Annotated in this window: 15 protein-coding genes; 11 read left to right on the forward strand and 4 right to left on the reverse strand. The window is 44.3% G+C overall.

Annotated features, from left to right (window positions below; all coding sequences use genetic code 11):
- Positions 1-11: 11 nt before the first annotated feature.
- Positions 12-515, reverse strand: a complete 504-nt coding sequence (locus NYE58_RS15225; RefSeq protein ID WP_076217723.1) for a hypothetical protein — start codon at positions 513-515, stop codon at positions 12-14.
- A 184-nt stretch (positions 516-699) separates the two neighbouring features.
- On the opposite strand from NYE58_RS15225, the gene NYE58_RS15230 reads away from it, so the two are divergent.
- The 3 genes from NYE58_RS15230 (at position 700) to NYE58_RS15240 (ending at position 5,760) form a co-directional block, all read left to right on the forward strand.
- Positions 700-1,743: an FUSC family protein gene (locus NYE58_RS15230; RefSeq protein WP_076125912.1), complete on the forward strand. Its 1,044-nt coding sequence runs from the start codon at positions 700-702 to the stop codon at positions 1,741-1,743.
- 219 nt (positions 1,744-1,962) lie between these two features.
- A complete protein-coding gene (gene helD / locus NYE58_RS15235; RefSeq protein WP_341002232.1) occupies positions 1,963-4,314 on the forward strand; it encodes an RNA polymerase recycling motor HelD in 2,352 nt (783 codons plus the stop codon).
- Positions 4,315-4,446: 132 nt separating this feature from the next.
- Positions 4,447-5,760, forward strand: coding sequence for an MFS transporter (locus NYE58_RS15240; protein ID WP_341002233.1), 1,314 nt, complete (start codon positions 4,447-4,449; stop codon positions 5,758-5,760).
- A 56-nt stretch (positions 5,761-5,816) separates the two neighbouring features.
- Here NYE58_RS15240 and fsa read toward each other — a convergent pair whose 3' ends face one another.
- On the reverse strand, positions 5,817-6,464 hold the full coding sequence (fsa, locus tag NYE58_RS15245; RefSeq protein ID WP_036686257.1) for a fructose-6-phosphate aldolase: 648 nt from the start codon (positions 6,462-6,464) through the stop codon (positions 5,817-5,819).
- Between the two features lie 232 nt (positions 6,465-6,696).
- On the opposite strand from fsa, the gene NYE58_RS15250 reads away from it, so the two are divergent.
- Positions 6,697-7,152 carry a hypothetical protein gene (locus tag NYE58_RS15250; protein WP_076217724.1) on the forward strand — a complete coding sequence of 152 codons (456 nt, stop codon included), beginning with the start codon at positions 6,697-6,699 and terminating at the stop codon, positions 7,150-7,152.
- 149 nt (positions 7,153-7,301) lie between these two features.
- Here the strand turns inward: NYE58_RS15250 and NYE58_RS15255 are convergent, their stop codons facing one another.
- A complete protein-coding gene (locus tag NYE58_RS15255) occupies positions 7,302-7,499 on the reverse strand; it encodes a hypothetical protein (protein ID WP_076183447.1) in 198 nt (65 codons plus the stop codon).
- Between the two features lie 81 nt (positions 7,500-7,580).
- On the opposite strand from NYE58_RS15255, the gene rpiA reads away from it, so the two are divergent.
- The 5 genes from rpiA (at position 7,581) to NYE58_RS15280 (ending at position 12,963) form a co-directional block, all read left to right on the forward strand.
- Positions 7,581-8,261, forward strand: coding sequence for a ribose-5-phosphate isomerase RpiA (gene rpiA, locus NYE58_RS15260; protein ID WP_341004270.1), 681 nt, complete (start codon positions 7,581-7,583; stop codon positions 8,259-8,261).
- Positions 8,262-8,308: 47 nt separating this feature from the next.
- A complete protein-coding gene (locus NYE58_RS15265; protein ID WP_341002235.1) occupies positions 8,309-8,734 on the forward strand; it encodes a VanZ family protein in 426 nt (141 codons plus the stop codon).
- A gap of 3 nt (positions 8,735-8,737) precedes the next feature.
- Entirely contained in the window at positions 8,738-9,178 is a 441-nt protein-coding gene (locus NYE58_RS15270) for a GNAT family N-acetyltransferase (RefSeq protein WP_076125920.1), read from the forward strand.
- 171 nt (positions 9,179-9,349) lie between these two features.
- Positions 9,350-9,805, forward strand: coding sequence for a MarR family winged helix-turn-helix transcriptional regulator (locus tag NYE58_RS15275; RefSeq protein WP_038570382.1), 456 nt, complete (start codon positions 9,350-9,352; stop codon positions 9,803-9,805).
- Complete coding sequence (locus tag NYE58_RS15280) at positions 9,802-12,963, forward strand: MMPL family transporter (RefSeq protein ID WP_341002236.1); 3,162 nt, start codon at positions 9,802-9,804, stop codon at positions 12,961-12,963. The genes NYE58_RS15275 and NYE58_RS15280 overlap by 4 nt, the downstream gene beginning before the upstream one ends.
- An 81-nt stretch (positions 12,964-13,044) precedes the next feature.
- On the opposite strand, the gene NYE58_RS15285 is transcribed toward NYE58_RS15280, so the two are convergent.
- Positions 13,045-13,716 (reverse strand): tetratricopeptide repeat protein, encoded by a 672-nt coding sequence (locus NYE58_RS15285; RefSeq protein WP_076218208.1) that lies wholly within the window; start codon positions 13,714-13,716, stop codon positions 13,045-13,047.
- Positions 13,717-13,910: 194 nt separating this feature from the next.
- On the opposite strand from NYE58_RS15285, the gene NYE58_RS15290 reads away from it, so the two are divergent.
- Positions 13,911-15,470 carry a hypothetical protein gene (locus NYE58_RS15290; RefSeq protein WP_341002237.1) on the forward strand — a complete coding sequence of 520 codons (1,560 nt, stop codon included), beginning with the start codon at positions 13,911-13,913 and terminating at the stop codon, positions 15,468-15,470.
- Positions 15,471-15,559: 89 nt separating this feature from the next.
- Positions 15,560-16,153 carry an LOG family protein gene (locus tag NYE58_RS15295; RefSeq protein ID WP_076125930.1) on the forward strand — a complete coding sequence of 198 codons (594 nt, stop codon included), beginning with the start codon at positions 15,560-15,562 and terminating at the stop codon, positions 16,151-16,153.
- The last annotated feature ends 5 nt before the right edge of the window (positions 16,154-16,158 follow it).

The raw sequence follows: 16,158 nt of genomic DNA on the forward strand, positions 1-16,158 counted from the left end.
AAGAGGATTGTTTAAGGAGTCGTCACATGTTGTTCAGATGTTTTGCGATCCTGGAATTGCCCCATTTTGCTTATTCTTTGCTTCAGCATCGCAGGAAGTCCTGCTTTAAGCTTTTGGGCTTCGTCTTTTGTCAGACGTCCTTCGGTGATGGCTTGATCCAGCCGTTGGTTTGCCGATTCGCAGAGCTTCTGAATATATTGATCTTCCGTCCAGCCTTTTTTCTCAAGAGCAAGCTGCGGGAGCGTTTTGCCTGCTTTCAGGCTATTGATTAGCTCTGTACGATCCATTTCCAGCAGTTTAGCCGTTTCAAAAATAATGAAATGTCCACCAGCCCTAACCTTTCCGTCTTTTCCTGGATGGTGACCGTGACCTTTCTCTGAAGGATGGGCACCAGGTGCGGTGGCTGTAGGGGTTACATTCTCAGCAGAAGCACTTCCGATTGGCGCAAGGGCTGGAGACAGGCTGAGAAAAATAACGGTCGTGAAAGTCATTAATCTTTTGATATTGTTATTCATTCACTCACCTCGTATGTTATGTGATAAGCACTACTCGAATTAGTATTCCCTGAAAGCTGAAAGAAACATGAGTGAGAGCTTAAAGGTTCTTAAAATTCATCAACTCCAGGCTGGGGTAATTAGAAGTACGAGGGTTCGCTGATGTTCATATTGTAGCGTGGGCTAATTTTTAGGAGGGATAGGTTTGGCTTTAGGAGCTCGCATATTTAAAACAGGTTTGGCCGTTACGCTAGCCCTGTATTTAGCTGTAATGCTTCAATTTCCTTCTGCCGTGGGTGCAGGGATTGCGGCGATTTTCGCTATGCAGCCCTCTATTTATCGCTCTTGGCGTTATTTTCTTGACCAGCTCACGACTAGTACAATGGGGGCCGTTCTGGCTTTACTCGGAGGGATGCTGTTATCCAACAGCCCAATAGCAGTCGGTTTGGTCTGTATTCTAGTCATTATGATCAGTATGAAAATCAACCGGGCGGATACGATAAGTCTTACATTAGTTACTGTAATAACAGTGATGGAGGCTTCGGGTGAATGGCAATTCGCACTTAATCGTTTTTTATTAACTTTGACAGGTATTGTTTCTGCATTTCTAATCAATATTATTGTCGTTCCTCCAAAACCTCGTAAACAATACATTAAGCAAATTGAGAATGTTTTTTCAAGCCTCTCTTTATTGCTGAGAACAGCGGTTTCTCATGAGATGAAGGAAAGTGTATTTCGTGATGAAAAAAATGCTTTGCATTCATCCATAAAATCGTTGGCTGATAAGTATGCATTGTTTGAGGAGGAGCAGAAGCAGTTAAAACGGGCCAAGTATAGCCAGACTAGACAAATGGTTGTGTATAAGAACCTGTTAGCTTCTTTGCAAAAAGGTTACGATGTTCTCGAGGCCGTAGATCGGCATTATTTCCAGGCGGATCGGACCGAACATACAGATGCTCTATTTGATAATCATTTGGAACATTTAATCAAATATCATCAGCATATCTTACTTAAGTTTGAAGACAAATTAAAGCCCAATGCCAATGAATCCGAACCCTTGGGGGAAGACAATGATGAATTCCTGAATACTGCGATTTTGGGGTACAATGCAGAGAAAATAGGTCAGCTGCGTTTATATGTTGTGGCTGCTGCAATTTATGATTACGGATATCAATTGGAGCGCTTAGATAAAGTGGCCGATCAGATGAATCGTATAGCGGAGGATAAAGAATCTGTGCATGAAGCCTAAACATAACCTTGTGAAGAGCAACATATAAGCTTTGTAACAGCAAAAAATCCGGTTCCACAGGGACCGGATCATCTATTTAAGAGAATACTTGAAATCTCAAACTGAAATTGCTAAAATGATAAGATATCGAATAAGTATGCATTTAAAAACATAAATATGCAAATTTATCATATCATGATGCAAATGGAATGTCAACCTTCCAAAAGGGGATGAAATGTAGTGGATAACAATGAAAGTCAGTGGAAAGAGGAACAGGAACGGGTTGACGGAGTAACCAAGCTTTTGTCCGCCCATATTCGCAATTTATCAGAGGAGCTTGGACTTCATCGCAGTGATGTAGTGGATATGCGGAAAGACTTCTGGGAAGAGGTAACCGTAAACTTCAGTAGCCCGGATGATTTGGGAGAAACCTCAACAAGTCTTCGCCAACAGTCCCAAATCCTAAATGAACGGGAACGTCATCATTTGCAATCAAGCAAGGCGCTGAAAAAATATAAAAAGCTGGTTGTCTCTCCTTACTTTGGCCGAATTGATTTCACAGAGGAACCAAAGGGCGGGCTGGAAAAGATTTATCTAGGGATTGGATCCTTGATGGAGGATGATGGCACCTTTTTGATCTATGACTGGCGTGCGCCTATCTCCAGTCTGTATTATGACGGAGCCCCAGGTCCTGCAGCTTATGAAACACCTGGAGGATTAGTCTCCGGAACAATGAATCTTAAACGCCAGTTTGTTATTGCTGACGGTGTAATTGAAGTTATGTTTGACACTGGGGTTACGATCGGGGATGAGCTGCTGCAGCAGGTGCTAAGTCATAGCGCTGACGATCGAATGAAAAGTATTGTTGCTACAATTCAAAAAGAGCAAAATGCGATAATCCGCAACGACAAAAGCCGGATGCTAGTTGTGCAAGGAGCAGCGGGAAGCGGAAAAACCTCTGCTGCATTGCAGCGGGTAGCTTATCTTCTATATAAATACCGTGAAGTATTATCAGCAGATCAAATGCTGCTGTTCTCACCGAATCCGCTGTTTAACAGCTATGTATCTACAGTGCTCCCGGAGCTAGGCGAAGAAAATATGCAGCAAACAACGTTTCAAATGTATTTAGAACATCGTCTTGGACATGAATTCCTGCTGGAAGATGTCTTTAGTCAGACCGAAAGTTTACTTAATGCTCCTGAGGGTCCTGAGGTTGCTATACGCAGAGAAGGCATTGCCTATAAATCGTCTGTCCCTTTCCTTGATGTGATTCGGCGGTATGCTACGTTGTTGGAGCAGGAGGGCATGCTTTTTAAGCCTTTAATGTTTCAAGGGAAAGCAGTGGTCAGTAAAGAAGAAATGGAACGCCAGTTCTACGCGTACGATCCTGCCATAAAGCTTGCAAATCGTGTGGATTTGATGATCCGCTGGCTGCTAAAGAAAATTGCAGATTTTACTCATGAGGAAAGAAATGCGAAGTGGGTCGAAGATCAGATCGAGCTGCTGGATTCCAGCGATTATCACCGTGCATATCAGATGTTGCGTCGGAAGAAGAAAGCTTCGCAGGATAGCTTTGACGATTTTGATACGGAAAAAGAAGTGTTATCTCGTTATGTAGTCAGCCAGCGGCTCAAACCCCTGCGGGGTTGGACTAAACGGGGGCGTTTTGTGGACGTTAAGGGCTTGTACAGCACGTTATTTACAGATCGCGAGCTTATGGTGCGCCTCAATGGAGATTATCCTTTACCAGAGGTGTGGGATGATATCTGTGAGCAGACATTGGAATCCATTGGAGTGAACGAGCTTGCTTATGAGGATGCTACGCCATTCCTTTATCTGAAGGAGTTAAGCCAAGGCTTCCGGACCAACACACTGATCCGTCATGTGATTGTAGATGAGGTACAAGACTATTCTCCATTCCAATTAGAGTTCATGCGGCGTTTATTTCCAAGAGCAAAAATGACCGTGTTAGGCGACCTGAACCAGGCCATTTATGCGCAAGGTGAGGTACTGGGGGATTTGTCTAGTCTCGTAAGTATATATGGTGAAGAGAACACAGAAGTGATCTCGTTAACCCAAAGCTACCGTTCAACTTATGAGATCGTGGAGTTTACGCGGTCAATGATCCCTGGAGGAGAACGAATCGTACCTTTTAATCGGCGGGGAGAAGAACCCCAGATAAGTGTGGTATCCAGCGAGAAGGAGCTTCTGAATGCTGTGGAACAGGATATCCGCAAGCTGCATTCTGAGGGATATCATTATGTGGCGGTCATCTGCAAAACAGCGGAGGAAAGCGCAAGGGTTCATGCTGAACTGAATCGTAGCCTGCCGGTGAGACTTGTTACAAAGGAAACACCGAATTTTCAGAAGGGGACACTGGTTCTGCCTGCTTATTTAGCCAAAGGCGTGGAGTTTGATGCGGTCGTCATCTATGATGGCTCGGCTGAACAATATGGCAGAGAAAGTGAACGCAAATTGTTTTATACGGCGTGCACTCGGGCTATGCACTTGCTGCACATTTTTAGTCTGGGTGAACCTAGCCATTTTATACCGTCCGCTAATGTGGCATCTTTAAGCGCCGGGTCGCTGTAAGCATAGATTTCTTCATTTTAAGATCGTCCTTTCCGCAGCAGCGGAGGGACGGTCTTTTTGTTTTCATGAATAAAGAAGGGCGAACAAACCACAATAAAGAATGTTGTACACAATGACAAAGGTGGTCAGTTCATGAAGGAAAGAAAATGGGATCTGCTTGCCTTAGCATCAATCCCACTAATAATGACCCTCGGTAACTCCATGCTGCTGCCTATTCTGCCGCAGATCTCCAAAGAACTCGGCATTAGCGCTTTTCAAGTCAGTATGCTGATTACCGTGTATGGATTGATGGCAATTGTAATGATCCCTATTGCAGGTTATCTGTCAGACCGTTTTGGGCGAAAGAAGGTTATTCTTCCGAGTTTAATCATTGCCGCAATTGGCGGTGCTGTCTGCGTGGTGGCTGCTTGGTTTATGAAGGGGGTTAGCGCTTATTGGGTGATCTTAGCGGGGCGTCTGTTGCAAGGAATTGGTGCAGCGGGTGCTTTTCCAATTGTAATCCCCTTTGTAGGCGATTTGTTCAAGGAAGAAGAAGATGTGAGCAAAAGTCTGGGAATCATTGAGACCTCCAATACGTTCGGTAAAGTACTCAGTCCAATTCTTGGTGCCTATCTTGGGATATGGCTCTGGTTTGCTCCTTTTATTGCAATTCCCATTCTATGTCTAATTTCATTTTTGTTAGTCTTATTTCTGGTCCGAAAACCCGAAGCAAAGGATGAACCTGAGAAACAGGAACTTCAGGCGTTTTTATCTGGAATTGTGAGCGTTTTACGTAAAAAGGGACGTTGGTTGTACGCTATTTTTGCCATAGGCGGCATCTGTATGTTTGTGACCTTTGGTGTCCAATTCTATTTATCAGAAATGCTGGAAACTAAATATAAAATGCACGGAGCGACGAAGGGGTTTGTGCTGGCGATACCGCTTGCCCTCTTATGTCTGTCCTCCTATGGAACAGGAAAGATCATTGGTCAGAATAAAACGCTAATGAAATGGCTGGGCTTTGGGGGCATGGTGTTACTGACTGCGGCGATGATTTGTGCGGGATTCAACAAAGGCATTTATTTTTTAGTAGGGTTTATGGGTTTAGGCTGTGTTGGAATCGGAATTGTACTTCCCTGTATGGATGCTTTAATCACGGAGGGGATTGAGAAGGAGAACAGCGGCACAATCACCGCTCTTTATAGTAGTATGAGGTTTATAGGGGTAGCGTTGGGGCCACCGGTGGTATCGTTGCTGCTAAGCAGTGGGCATTGGGTCTTGTTTGCGTTGATGGCTACAGTAGGGGCAATTGGTGGATTGCTGACCTTGTTTGCAGTAACTCCGAGTAAGGGGGAAAAGGGGGAGCCAGGCGTTAAAGACAAAGAGAAGATAATTCCTCCGATCTGGCCGAAACGTGTTCGCCAAACCTCCTCAATGTCTCTGGATGGAAAAAAGGGCTATCCCTAAGCTGCGTAGCCGCAGCTTGTGGGATAGCCCTCTTGATAAAAGAATAAAAGATATTCTTAGGCTTGTGGAACGGATTCCCAATCCTTCAAGAAACGTTCAATACCGTTATCTGTCAGCGGGTGCTTCCAGAGGGTTGGCAGAAGTGAACCTGGGATTGTAGCGATGTGTGCACCAGCAATAGCTGCTTGCTCAACATGAGCAATGTTGCGGATACTTGCTGCAATGATCTCGGATTTCAAGTTGTAGTTAGTCAGGATAGTTTTCAGATCCTTGATCAGCTTCATTCCGTCAACACCGATATCATCCAGACGACCTACGAAAGGAGAGATATAAGTTGCGCCTGCTTTAGCAGCCATCAAACCTTGAGCCGCGGAAAATACTAGTGTAACGTTAGTTTTGATGCCTTTTTTAGTAAGCTCATAACAAGCTTCCAAGCCATCTTCAGTCATAGGGAGTTTAATTACAACGTTTGGAGCCCATTCAGCAATTTCGTATGCTTCTTTAAGCATTTCTTCTGCTGTAAGTCCGATTACTTCTGCGCTTACAGGTCCTGGAACGATTGCAACGATTTCTTTGATAACATCCTTGAACAATCTTCCTTCTTTAGCGATCAGCGAAGGGTTAGTCGTTACGCCATCCACTAGTCCTAGGCGAGTAATACGTTTGATTTCTTCAATGTTTCCGGTATCCAAGAAAAACTTCATTTTAAAATTTCCTCCCTTGATTTCCATATGGATTGACAAGCAACATTCATATTTACATTATGAGACATGCAAATCAAAGTTTCAACTGTTATTTTGAATATTTCAAAATAACTTTATAGAATCAGTATTACCTGTATGCGCTGAATTTCAGATAATATAAGATTGGCTTAGGCCTCCCTCCATGATAATATATAACCGGAATTGTTATTTTGGAGTGGGAGGTGGGGATGGGATGATGTATGCGATATTGGTGATTTTACTTGTGCTTGTGCTGGCAGCAGCGGGATTCCTTGCCTACCAAAACAGCAAGTTGGTGTCTAATCAGAAGAAACTCGGTACTTCATCAAGTGATCCTTCCCTTATGTATTCTATCTTTGACCAATCTTGTGCAGCTGGTGTTGAAGAACCTGAGGCCATTCCGTTATTTCAATACACTGTATTTGCGCGGTCGAATGGAGCGGTTGTAGTGAACAAGCCTGTAGCTATGATTATTTTGTGCAGAGTTGCAGCGGGAAAAGGGGATTACTTATTGGCTGATGTCGAGCGTAATATGCTTGACAAGATTAGTAGGCCAATGCCTTTGGATGCGTATTCTGAGCATAAAGCCTACTTACACAGGACGGCTAATCACACAGAAAAAGAGATGATTCTCAATCTAGAGGATGCAGTGAATTTACAATATACATAGAGTAGGGTGAAAGATATTGATTTTTTGCTCTGCGCAAAGCATAATACAAATTTGGATATAAAAAAAGAATCAAACAGCCGGAAGCAATCGCGTTTTATGTAAACACAGCTACCGGAATTGTTTGGTAAAATAATGGATGGCAGTCAGCCTTAGGCATGATATCTCCCTACGGGTGCATTAAGCACCCATTCCAGCATCATGACCATATCTTCAACTCTAGTGAGCTGAGCTTGTAGGTTATCTTGCTGTGGGCTGTTCTCTGTTAATGAAGCTAATCTTGATTCCAGAGATCTGCGCTGCAGTGTCAATTCGTTGATTTTAGATTGAATTTGGTTTTCGGTTCTCATCCGGAATCCTCCTGAACAATAGGTGATTTCAACATCATCATAGATCATTATAACGGATAACATGGGGGTAATAAAATGAGTATCAATGTTAAACAATTAGCCGCGGAAAAAGCAGTGGAATTTGTAAAAGATGGCATGAAGATCGGCCTTGGCACTGGATCTACAGCCTATTGGGCGATCAACAAGCTTGGTGAGCGCGTCAGTGAAGGTCTAAAAATTACCGCTGTAGCAACCTCCCGTGCTTCCGAAGAACAGGCGCGTGAACTTGGGATTCCAATCGTAGCTTTTGGAGATATTGATAGTCTGGACCTGACCATTGACGGAGCGGACGAGCTGGATAGTAGTCTACAGCTTATTAAAGGTGGCGGTGGCGCGCTGCTTCGGGAGAAGATTGTTGCGAGTAACAGTACTCGTATGATCGTTATTGCTGATGAGAGTAAAGTGGTAAACATACTTGGCAAATTCCCGCTGCCTGTGGAAATTGTTCCTTTTGCATGGGAATGGACTGTGGCTGAACTTGCCAAGCTGGGTTGCAATCCTGAATTGCGTCGTAGCGGAGAAGAGCTGTACAAGACAGATAACGGCAATTACATCGCAGACTGCCGGTTCGAAGTCATTGAGTCCGCACCGAAGCTGGCACTGACCATCCAAAGTATTCCAGGAGTTGTGGAACACGGCTTATTTGTTGGAATTGCAGCAATGGCTATTGTGGGTAAAAAAGATGGAAGCATTGAAATTATAGAAGTTAAACCGGGCAATTGATCATTCGTAGATCTGGAGAATCTAGCAGTTTACGAAAGCTGAGAGCATTGACACGGATAGGGCTGACTCTGTATAGTGCTACTGTTATCTATTGGATGTTCATCGGTTTTGGGCGTGAGATCCATACAGGTGGCCCGCTTCAGTACAATTTGATTCCATTACGTACGGTGTCACTTTATTTCGACATGAATAACGGGGTATCGCTGATCAGCCGGTTTGTGAATCTGCTTGGAAATGTTGTTGTGTTTATTCCAATTGGTATACTAATTCCACTTGCAAAGACACGGCCAATTTCTTGGAAAAGAATCTCTTTATATGCTGTTCCTTGCATCCTGCTTTTGGAGTCTCTGCAAATGCTGCTGCATGTCGGAAGCTTTGATATTGATGATCTATTGTTAAACATGTTAGGGATATGGACAGGTTACTGTATGTTTCGAATCGGGTACAGAAGCAACAGAGAAGGAGGAATGTGAACAATGTTGGTAGATCTTAAATCCCTTATTGGTTCGCCTGAGGTGAACGAGCTGTTGACGTATGCGGTCATTGATGACCCCAACGCGTTGGAGCAGACATCGTCTGAGTACAGCGAACAAGCCGGGCTGCAGTTATATGGCTGGGAAGAAGAAGAACTCCTGCTTGGTCTTGTAGGCTTCGAAGAAACCGAAGACGGTTCTTTGGACATTCGGCATATTGCCGTCTTGCCAGAGAATAGAGGGAAAGGTTATGCACGGGGGATGATTCTGGAGCTGCTCGCTACTCGTCAGCCGCGTTATCTGGTAGCTGAGACTGAGGATGAAATCGCCGCAGATTTTTATCGTAGTCTAGGGTTCATGGTGTACAGCTTAGGAGAGAATGAAGCCGGAATTGAAATGTTAAGATGTGTATACGAAGTTGAAGAGACCGAGGATGAGGACTAAAAAGTCTTTGAAGGTCATAAAATGGCAGGTCGAGAGGAATCTCGGCCTGTTTTTTTTGCGTTTTGCCTTTAAATGCCCGAAAAAAAGCCAATTGACTTTTATAAAAGCAGGTATTATAGTTTGACAATGAAACTGTTCGATAGTTGAACTATATTTTGGAGGTAGGAAGCTTTGGATAACGAAGTGCAACATTGGATCAATCGCTACATGGATGCTTATTTGATTGTGACAAGACAAGTAGCAGCAAGAATTAAAGATAGTATTGCTGCGGAGACAACGAATGATCAGTATCAAATTCTTCGGTTGATTAATGCTCAGGAACAATGTACGTCTACATATCTTGCTGAATCTTTTTGCGTGGGTAAAAGCTCCATTACTGCAATCATTAACAGATTGGTGCAAGCGGGTATAATCGAGCGAACTCGTGACGAGAATGATCGCCGCCAGGTGTATTTGTCGATGTCTGAGCACGGAAAAAAAGTTTTTGAAGCAGCGGAGACGCAGGTACATGAAGTGATTTCCCCGTATTTGTTTCATTTTGAAGAGAAGGATATTGAAATGTTCGTCATGATGTTCGAGAAGCTGGCGAATTTAATTCAGAATGATGATGGAGGGAAGAATCCATGAAGACGATTCTAAAAGCAAGATGGGCGGTTATCGCAATCTGGCTCGCTGTGGCCGTAGTTTTGGTCATGACGGCCCCATCGTTCTCTGATCTTGTACGTGAGAAGGGGCAGGTTACTGTACCTGATGGCTATTCCTCATCTAGAGCAGCAGAGATCTTAAAGGAAGCGGCGAATGACAAGGGCGGAGAGACACTTCATCAGGTAGCTCTTGTATTCAATAATCCAGAGGGAATCGGAGCCGATGATACAGCTAGTATACAGCAGGGTGTTGAGAAGTTGGCTGCGAATAAGGAGATGCTGCAGATCGATTCCATCACCGATCCTTTTTCACAAAGTGAGCTTAAGGATACGTTGATTGCCAAGGATGGCAAGACGATAATGGTGGCGTTGTCTATCAAAGGCGGAGGAGAGTCTGTCACCGCACTTCCTGATAAAGTGGATGAATTACTCACAGATGTTAAGGCGGATCATTATTTAACCAGTGAGGGTTTGATTACTGAGGATATGATTGCTAGCTCGGAAGCCGGGCTTAAGAAATCGGAATATATTACGGTAGTCTTTATTTTACTTATCCTGTTCGTGGTATTCCGTTCGTTCGTGGCACCGTTTGTTCCGCTACTGACGGTAGGACTCAGCTATATTGTTTCTCAGTCCGTTGTGGCTTTTTTAGTGGACCGTTATGATTTTCCATTATCTACATTTACTCAAATCTTTATGGTTGCGGTCATGTTCGGGATTGGTACGGATTATTGTATCCTGTTAATCAGTCGTTTTAAAGAAGAAATGATGACAGCAGAAGATACCAAAAGTGCTATTATTGCAACCTACCGTAAGGCTGGGGGAACGGTGTTCTATTCCGGACTTGCGGTATTCGTAGGTTTTGTAGCGATTGGATTATCCAAATTCATTCTGTATCGCTCGGCGGTAGCCGTTGCCGTGGGGATTGCGGTTATGCTGCTGGCGCTTGTAACCATTGTTCCATTCTTCATGGCGGTACTTGGCAAAAAGCTCTTCTGGCCTTCACGCGGCAAGCTGGAGCACAGTGAGAGCCGTATTTGGGGAGCAGCAGGTTCTTTTTCCTTAAAAAGACCATGGGCCGCGCTGCTAATTGTTGCAGTAATCGTAGCTCCGTTCCTTGTTACCTATAGCGGAAAGCTGTCCTTCAACAGCTTGGAGGAAATTGGCTCAGAATATGCCTCGGTAAAAGGATTTAACATCATTTCGGATAGCTTCGGGCCGGGTGAATCCATGCCTGGCAAGATCGTAATCAAAAATGATGATCGGATGGATACTTCAGAATATCTTGGACTTGCAGAAAAAATCAGCCGCGAGCTGGAAAAAGTGGACAGCGTAAAATCGGTGCGCAGCATGTCTCGTCCAACCGGAGAGCTAATCAGTGATTTCTTAATCCCGAATCAGGTGGGGACTTTATCTGACGGTCTGGATCAGACCAGTGAGGGACTGACCAAGATTCAAACGGGATTGTCTGAAGCTAGTAAACAGCTGAGTGAAAATGCACCTAAGCTTACAGAGGCTGCTCAAGGCAGCGCTAAGCTGACGGAAGGCACAGCAGAACTGAAAGATGGGATCGTCGCGTTAGGCGATGGGCTGGCACGTATTGAGAGCGGAATAAAAAGCGGCTCAGCTGGTGCAGGAGAAATCAAAGCAGGACTTCAACAGGCAGCTGCTAGTGCCAAGCAGCTTGCGGATGCCAATACGAAGCTGTTGGAGGGATATAAAAAAATCGGCAGCGGTTTAACTGCGCTGAATCAAGGGCTTGGGCAGCTTCCGCAGCAGCTGCAAGGTGTGGCAGAAGCGTTGAAGGGACTGGATGGTTCTTTTAATGGTCTTGAGAGCAGTTATCCGGAAATTCTGCAGGATGTTAATTACCTGACCATTAAAGGCACCGTAACGCAGAGTGGTGCTGGGGCAGCACAGCTGGCAGCGGGTCTCGGGCAGATCTCAGAGCAGCTTAAAGGAGCAGCAGCTGGCTTAAATGAGGCGAATGCTGGCTATGCCAAAGCTTCGGCAGGGCAAACCGCACTCGCACAAGGTTTAGCTAAGCTTGTTGCGGGCATCGGTCAGCTGCAATCTGGGCTGGAGCAGGCCGCAGCAGGCCAAGGACAGATCGTAGATAAAATTCCATCCATTACTAGTGGCCTAGATCAATTGCAAGGCGGACAGCAGCAGCTTGCGGATGGTTTTGGTCAATTAACTGGGCAGATAGGAGCCTTAACTACTGGTTTAAGCGACAGTGCAAACGGCTTGAAACAAATTACCAGTGGGCTGGGCTCTGCACAAGATTATTTGAATCAGATTCAAGCGGCTAAGGATGATGAGCTGAGTGGATTCTTTGTACCGGCTGAGGCTCTTGAAGCTGAAGGTATAGAGCAGGTATTTAATACCTACTTGTCTGACGACCGTAAGGTAATGACGCTGGATGTAGTATTCACTGAGAATCCATATAGTTCAGAAGCTATTGACAGTGTTGATGATATTCAAGCAGCAGTAGATCGTGCAGTGAAAGGAACGAAGCTGGAAAATGCAGAGTCTGCAATCAGCGGGGTTACAAGCAGCCAGAACGATTTGCGTAATATTTCCAACGAAGACTACACACGTACAGTAATCTTGATGCTGGGTGGGATCTTCATTATCTTAGTGTTGCTGCTTCGTTCAATCGTAATGCCGATTTACCTTATTATTTCTCTTTTGATTACTTATTTTTCGGCATTGGGTGTTACAGAGGCTATATTCGTTCACCTTCTGCACTTTGAAGGGATTACCTGGACAACGCCATTCTTCAGCTTTGTTATGCTGATTGCACTTGGAGTAGATTATAGTATTTTCTTAATGGCCCGCTTTAACGAATATAAAACTTGGGATGTGCGGGAAGCGATCCTGCATGCTATGCGAAATATGGGAACAGTCATTCTTTCGGCGGTAGTTATTTTGGGCGGTACCTTCGCTTCGATGTACCCTTCAGGCGTATTGTCGATGATGCAGATTGCAACAGTGGTGCTTGTAGGGTTGGCCTTGTATGCACTAATCTTCTTGCCGTTTTTTGTTCCTGTTATGGTGCGGATCTTCGGCCGTGGGAACTGGTGGCCATTTGCGGTCAAACAAAGTGGAGAACCCACTAAACAAGATGTAAACATGTAATCACTCTACACAGCAAAAAACCTCTAGTGTTTGCCTAAATAGGCGGCTAGAGGTTTTTTTGTGAAAATATAAGTACAAAGTTTATTTCATTTTGGCAAAAAAGCTACGTAACGCCCAGCCGCGTTCTTGCCGTTTTTTATATTTGGGTAGCGAACGGTAGATGGCGGTGGATTCGTCGAAAGCACGTTTAGCATCCTCAGTTCTGCCCAGTGCTTTGTACATGGAGCCGGCTAAATAATAGGCTTCACTAGAGGAAGATTGAATCTCTTGAAATTGAGTAACGTAATGCAACGCTTTATCGTGATTTGTATGGCGAAAGGTTTCCGCTAACCGAAGATATGGCTGACCATATTGGGCTTTTCGGTTGATTTCTAGACCTCGAAGCATCTGATCTTCGCCTTCTTCCAAAGCGCCCAGCTTAAGATTCACATGACCCAGCTCCACCCAATATTCGGCAGATTGTTCGTAACGGTCTTCGATCTGTAGCAGGATATCCTTGGCTTCCTTGTATTTTTTACGTTCTGACAGATTCCGGGCTAAATCAAATTTAGCAGAAACATCATTTGGATTCAAAGATACTGTTGTGCGCAGCTTGGAGATTTGCCGCACTCGTTTGAAGGGCTTTGTAATACTAGGGAAAATTCCCACGTATCGCCGATCTAAGAAATATAAGATAACAAGCAGGATGAATAAAGCCAGAAAAGGGTTGCCCACTAATCTGAAAAGCATCATAATACCTATAAATTTAAGCATGATTTCCCTCCATGATCATTTGGTTCCGGTATTGCGGTTGAATAAGAGTAGATCTAAGGCAGCGTAATTATATCATAATTCAAACCAATCTGAATCCCGGGATTTAAGATAAACTACAACTTTTGTCAGCTTTATAGCGTCTTAGTGTAATAGAAATAATAATTACAATAATATCATAAGAAGGGAAAATCAAGATGCACTTATTTTCAAGGAAGCTAAGGCTGTTTAGTTTGTTGGTTTGTTCAAGTCTGGTGACTGCATTGTCTGTCCCTCAAGTTATAAGTGCAGCTCCATCACCTGGGAAGTTGGGTGGGATTAAGGAGATTGTTGCTTCGCCTGGTTTTTGGGGTGGAAGCTCTTTTGCGGTGGGAACTGACGGAGATGTTTGGTCCTGGGGGAGTAATGTTTTTGGTCAATTTGCTAATGGAACTGCCGGGCCTGAGGGTTGGACGATTACTCCCCATAGAATAGCTGGGCTTGAACATACGAAACAGCTGGCGATCGGCGAAGCGTACTATGTAGCGCTGAACGAAGACGGTACGGTTAAGGCTTGGGGAGATTATCGGGATAAGAGTGTAGCAGAAGCTGGCAATGGGGCAAGTGCTAAACAACACAAGGTTCTGCTTCCTCAAGGGATCTCAGGAATGAGTGATGTGGTTAGTATATCGTCAGGATTGCATAGTGCATTAGCTTTGAGAAACGATGGAAGTCTACTCCAGTGGAATCCTCCAGAAGCTTCAGATGTGGGCTATACAGAGCTGCCTGCTGCCACTAAGGTACAGGGTTTGAGCGAAGTGAAGTGGATCGGAAGCAGTATTTATCATGCCGCCATTCGAACTAACGGTACGCTGTGGATTTGGAGTGCTATCCCGCAAACAGAGAACACGAATGTGATGAAGAAACCGACCCCAGTTAAGGATTTATACCATGTAAAGTCCGTCTCTATGAGCGATCGCAGTATACTGGCTTTAACCGAGAGCGGGAGCGTCTGGGGAACAATTGACAGCAATAATTATAACGAAGTCACGATGAGCAAGATGCCAGGTCTTACGGATATTGTATCTGTCCAGACGAAAAACGGGTTCAATCTTGTTGGCAATAAAAAAGGAGAATACTGGGTATGGAAAGCTGGTACCTCACTACAAGGTCTGCAAAAGATTACAACCGTAAAAACGATCTCAAAACTTACGCTGGATTTAGACAACTTTGCAGCTGTTAAAAAAGATGGCACCGTGTGGACTTGGAGTACCCAACCATCAACCGACAACCGTTTAGTTTTTACGCAGCCTAAGTTAATAAAAGGATTGAGTGATCCTGTTTCTTTTGCCATGGGTGAGAATAGTAAGTATGCAGTCCTGAAGGATGGAACAGCTGTGGCTTGGGGAACAAATAGGTTTGGTCAACTCGGAATTAGCGCGGTTGATTCACGTCCTTTTACTATATCTCCTATTTTAAAGCCTGTTACTGTAATTGTAGATGGTCAAAAAATGGATTCCGCACAGTCTGCTATTTTTATGGATGGAAGTGTAAAAGTACCGATTAGGGATGTAGCAGAAAGTCTGGGATATACCCTGTCTTTGGAGGGGGAACTGACGTTGACGAAAGCTGGGAAGAAAATTTCATTACCGTCAGCAGAATCCATTAAAGTAAGCTACACTTCTCTAGTGCCAGCAGCGGCTTTGGCCAAAGCTACAGGTCTATTTGCGGAGTGGAATAGTACGCTGTACCAATTAACATTACAAACAAAAAGATGACTTACATTTAACACATATATTAATATTCTGAGGTACAATAAGTGAATTAATCTCAATTTCACCATAATAACCAGTCTGGAGTGATAGGAATGGCTTTTACAATATGTGTGTTTGCCGGATCGAATCCAGGTCTTAACTCTGAATATACGGAAATGGCTAGGGAATTAGGTTATCATATAGCGGCACAAGGCTGTAGGTTGGTCTATGGAGGTTCGCGGAATGGCCTTATGGGACAGGTTGCGGACGGGGTACTCGCTAATGGTGGCGAAGCTGTAGGAATTATGCCAGTGGATCTTTTTCAAGATGAAATCAGACACTCCGGATTGACGAATCTGATTGAGGTCTCTAGTATGCATGAACGTAAGGCGGTAATGAGCGGTATGGCGGATGCTTTTATTGCTTTGCCGGGAGGTCTTGGAACCTTCGATGAGCTATTTGAAATTCTGTGCTGGATGCAGATTGGTATTCATCAGAAGCCTATAGGGCTGCTGAATGTTCGAGGTTATTTTAATCCACTGCAAGCCCTGATCTCCCATAGTGTGGCTGAAGGTTTTGCACCAAAAACTGCACTTCAAATGCTGCATATGAACTCAGAACCCGAATATCTGCTTGAACTGATGAGAGGGCGAGTGGATCATAATAATGATGAGAAGGGGAAAGCAAGGTTCCCGTCTCAGCGCTAGATTCA

It is taken from the genome of Paenibacillus sp. FSL L8-0708 (assembly GCF_038009325.1).
Classification (GTDB): domain Bacteria; phylum Bacillota; class Bacilli; order Paenibacillales; family Paenibacillaceae; genus Paenibacillus_AQ; species Paenibacillus_AQ odorifer.

Excerpts from the sequence above, each read along its gene's own strand:
- NYE58_RS15285 (WP_076218208.1), bottom strand. The coding sequence starts at position 13,716 with ATGCTTAAATTTATAGGTATTATGATGCTTTTCAGATTAGTGGGCAAC.
- NYE58_RS15250 (WP_076217724.1), top strand. The coding sequence starts at position 6,697 with ATGATGTATGCGATATTGGTGATTTTACTTGTGCTTGTGCTGGCAGCA.
- NYE58_RS15240 (WP_341002233.1), top strand. The coding sequence starts at position 4,447 with ATGAAGGAAAGAAAATGGGATCTGCTTGCCTTAGCATCAATCCCACTA.
- NYE58_RS15295 (WP_076125930.1), top strand. The coding sequence starts at position 15,560 with ATGGCTTTTACAATATGTGTGTTTGCCGGATCGAATCCAGGTCTTAAC.
- NYE58_RS15280 (WP_341002236.1), top strand. The coding sequence starts at position 9,802 with ATGAAGACGATTCTAAAAGCAAGATGGGCGGTTATCGCAATCTGGCTC.
- NYE58_RS15270 (WP_076125920.1), top strand. The coding sequence starts at position 8,738 with ATGTTGGTAGATCTTAAATCCCTTATTGGTTCGCCTGAGGTGAACGAG.
- NYE58_RS15255 (WP_076183447.1), bottom strand. The coding sequence starts at position 7,499 with ATGAGAACCGAAAACCAAATTCAATCTAAAATCAACGAATTGACACTG.
- NYE58_RS15290 (WP_341002237.1), top strand. The coding sequence starts at position 13,911 with ATGCACTTATTTTCAAGGAAGCTAAGGCTGTTTAGTTTGTTGGTTTGT.
- fsa (WP_036686257.1), bottom strand. The coding sequence starts at position 6,464 with ATGAAGTTTTTCTTGGATACCGGAAACATTGAAGAAATCAAACGTATT.
- NYE58_RS15225 (WP_076217723.1), bottom strand. The coding sequence starts at position 515 with ATGAATAACAATATCAAAAGATTAATGACTTTCACGACCGTTATTTTT.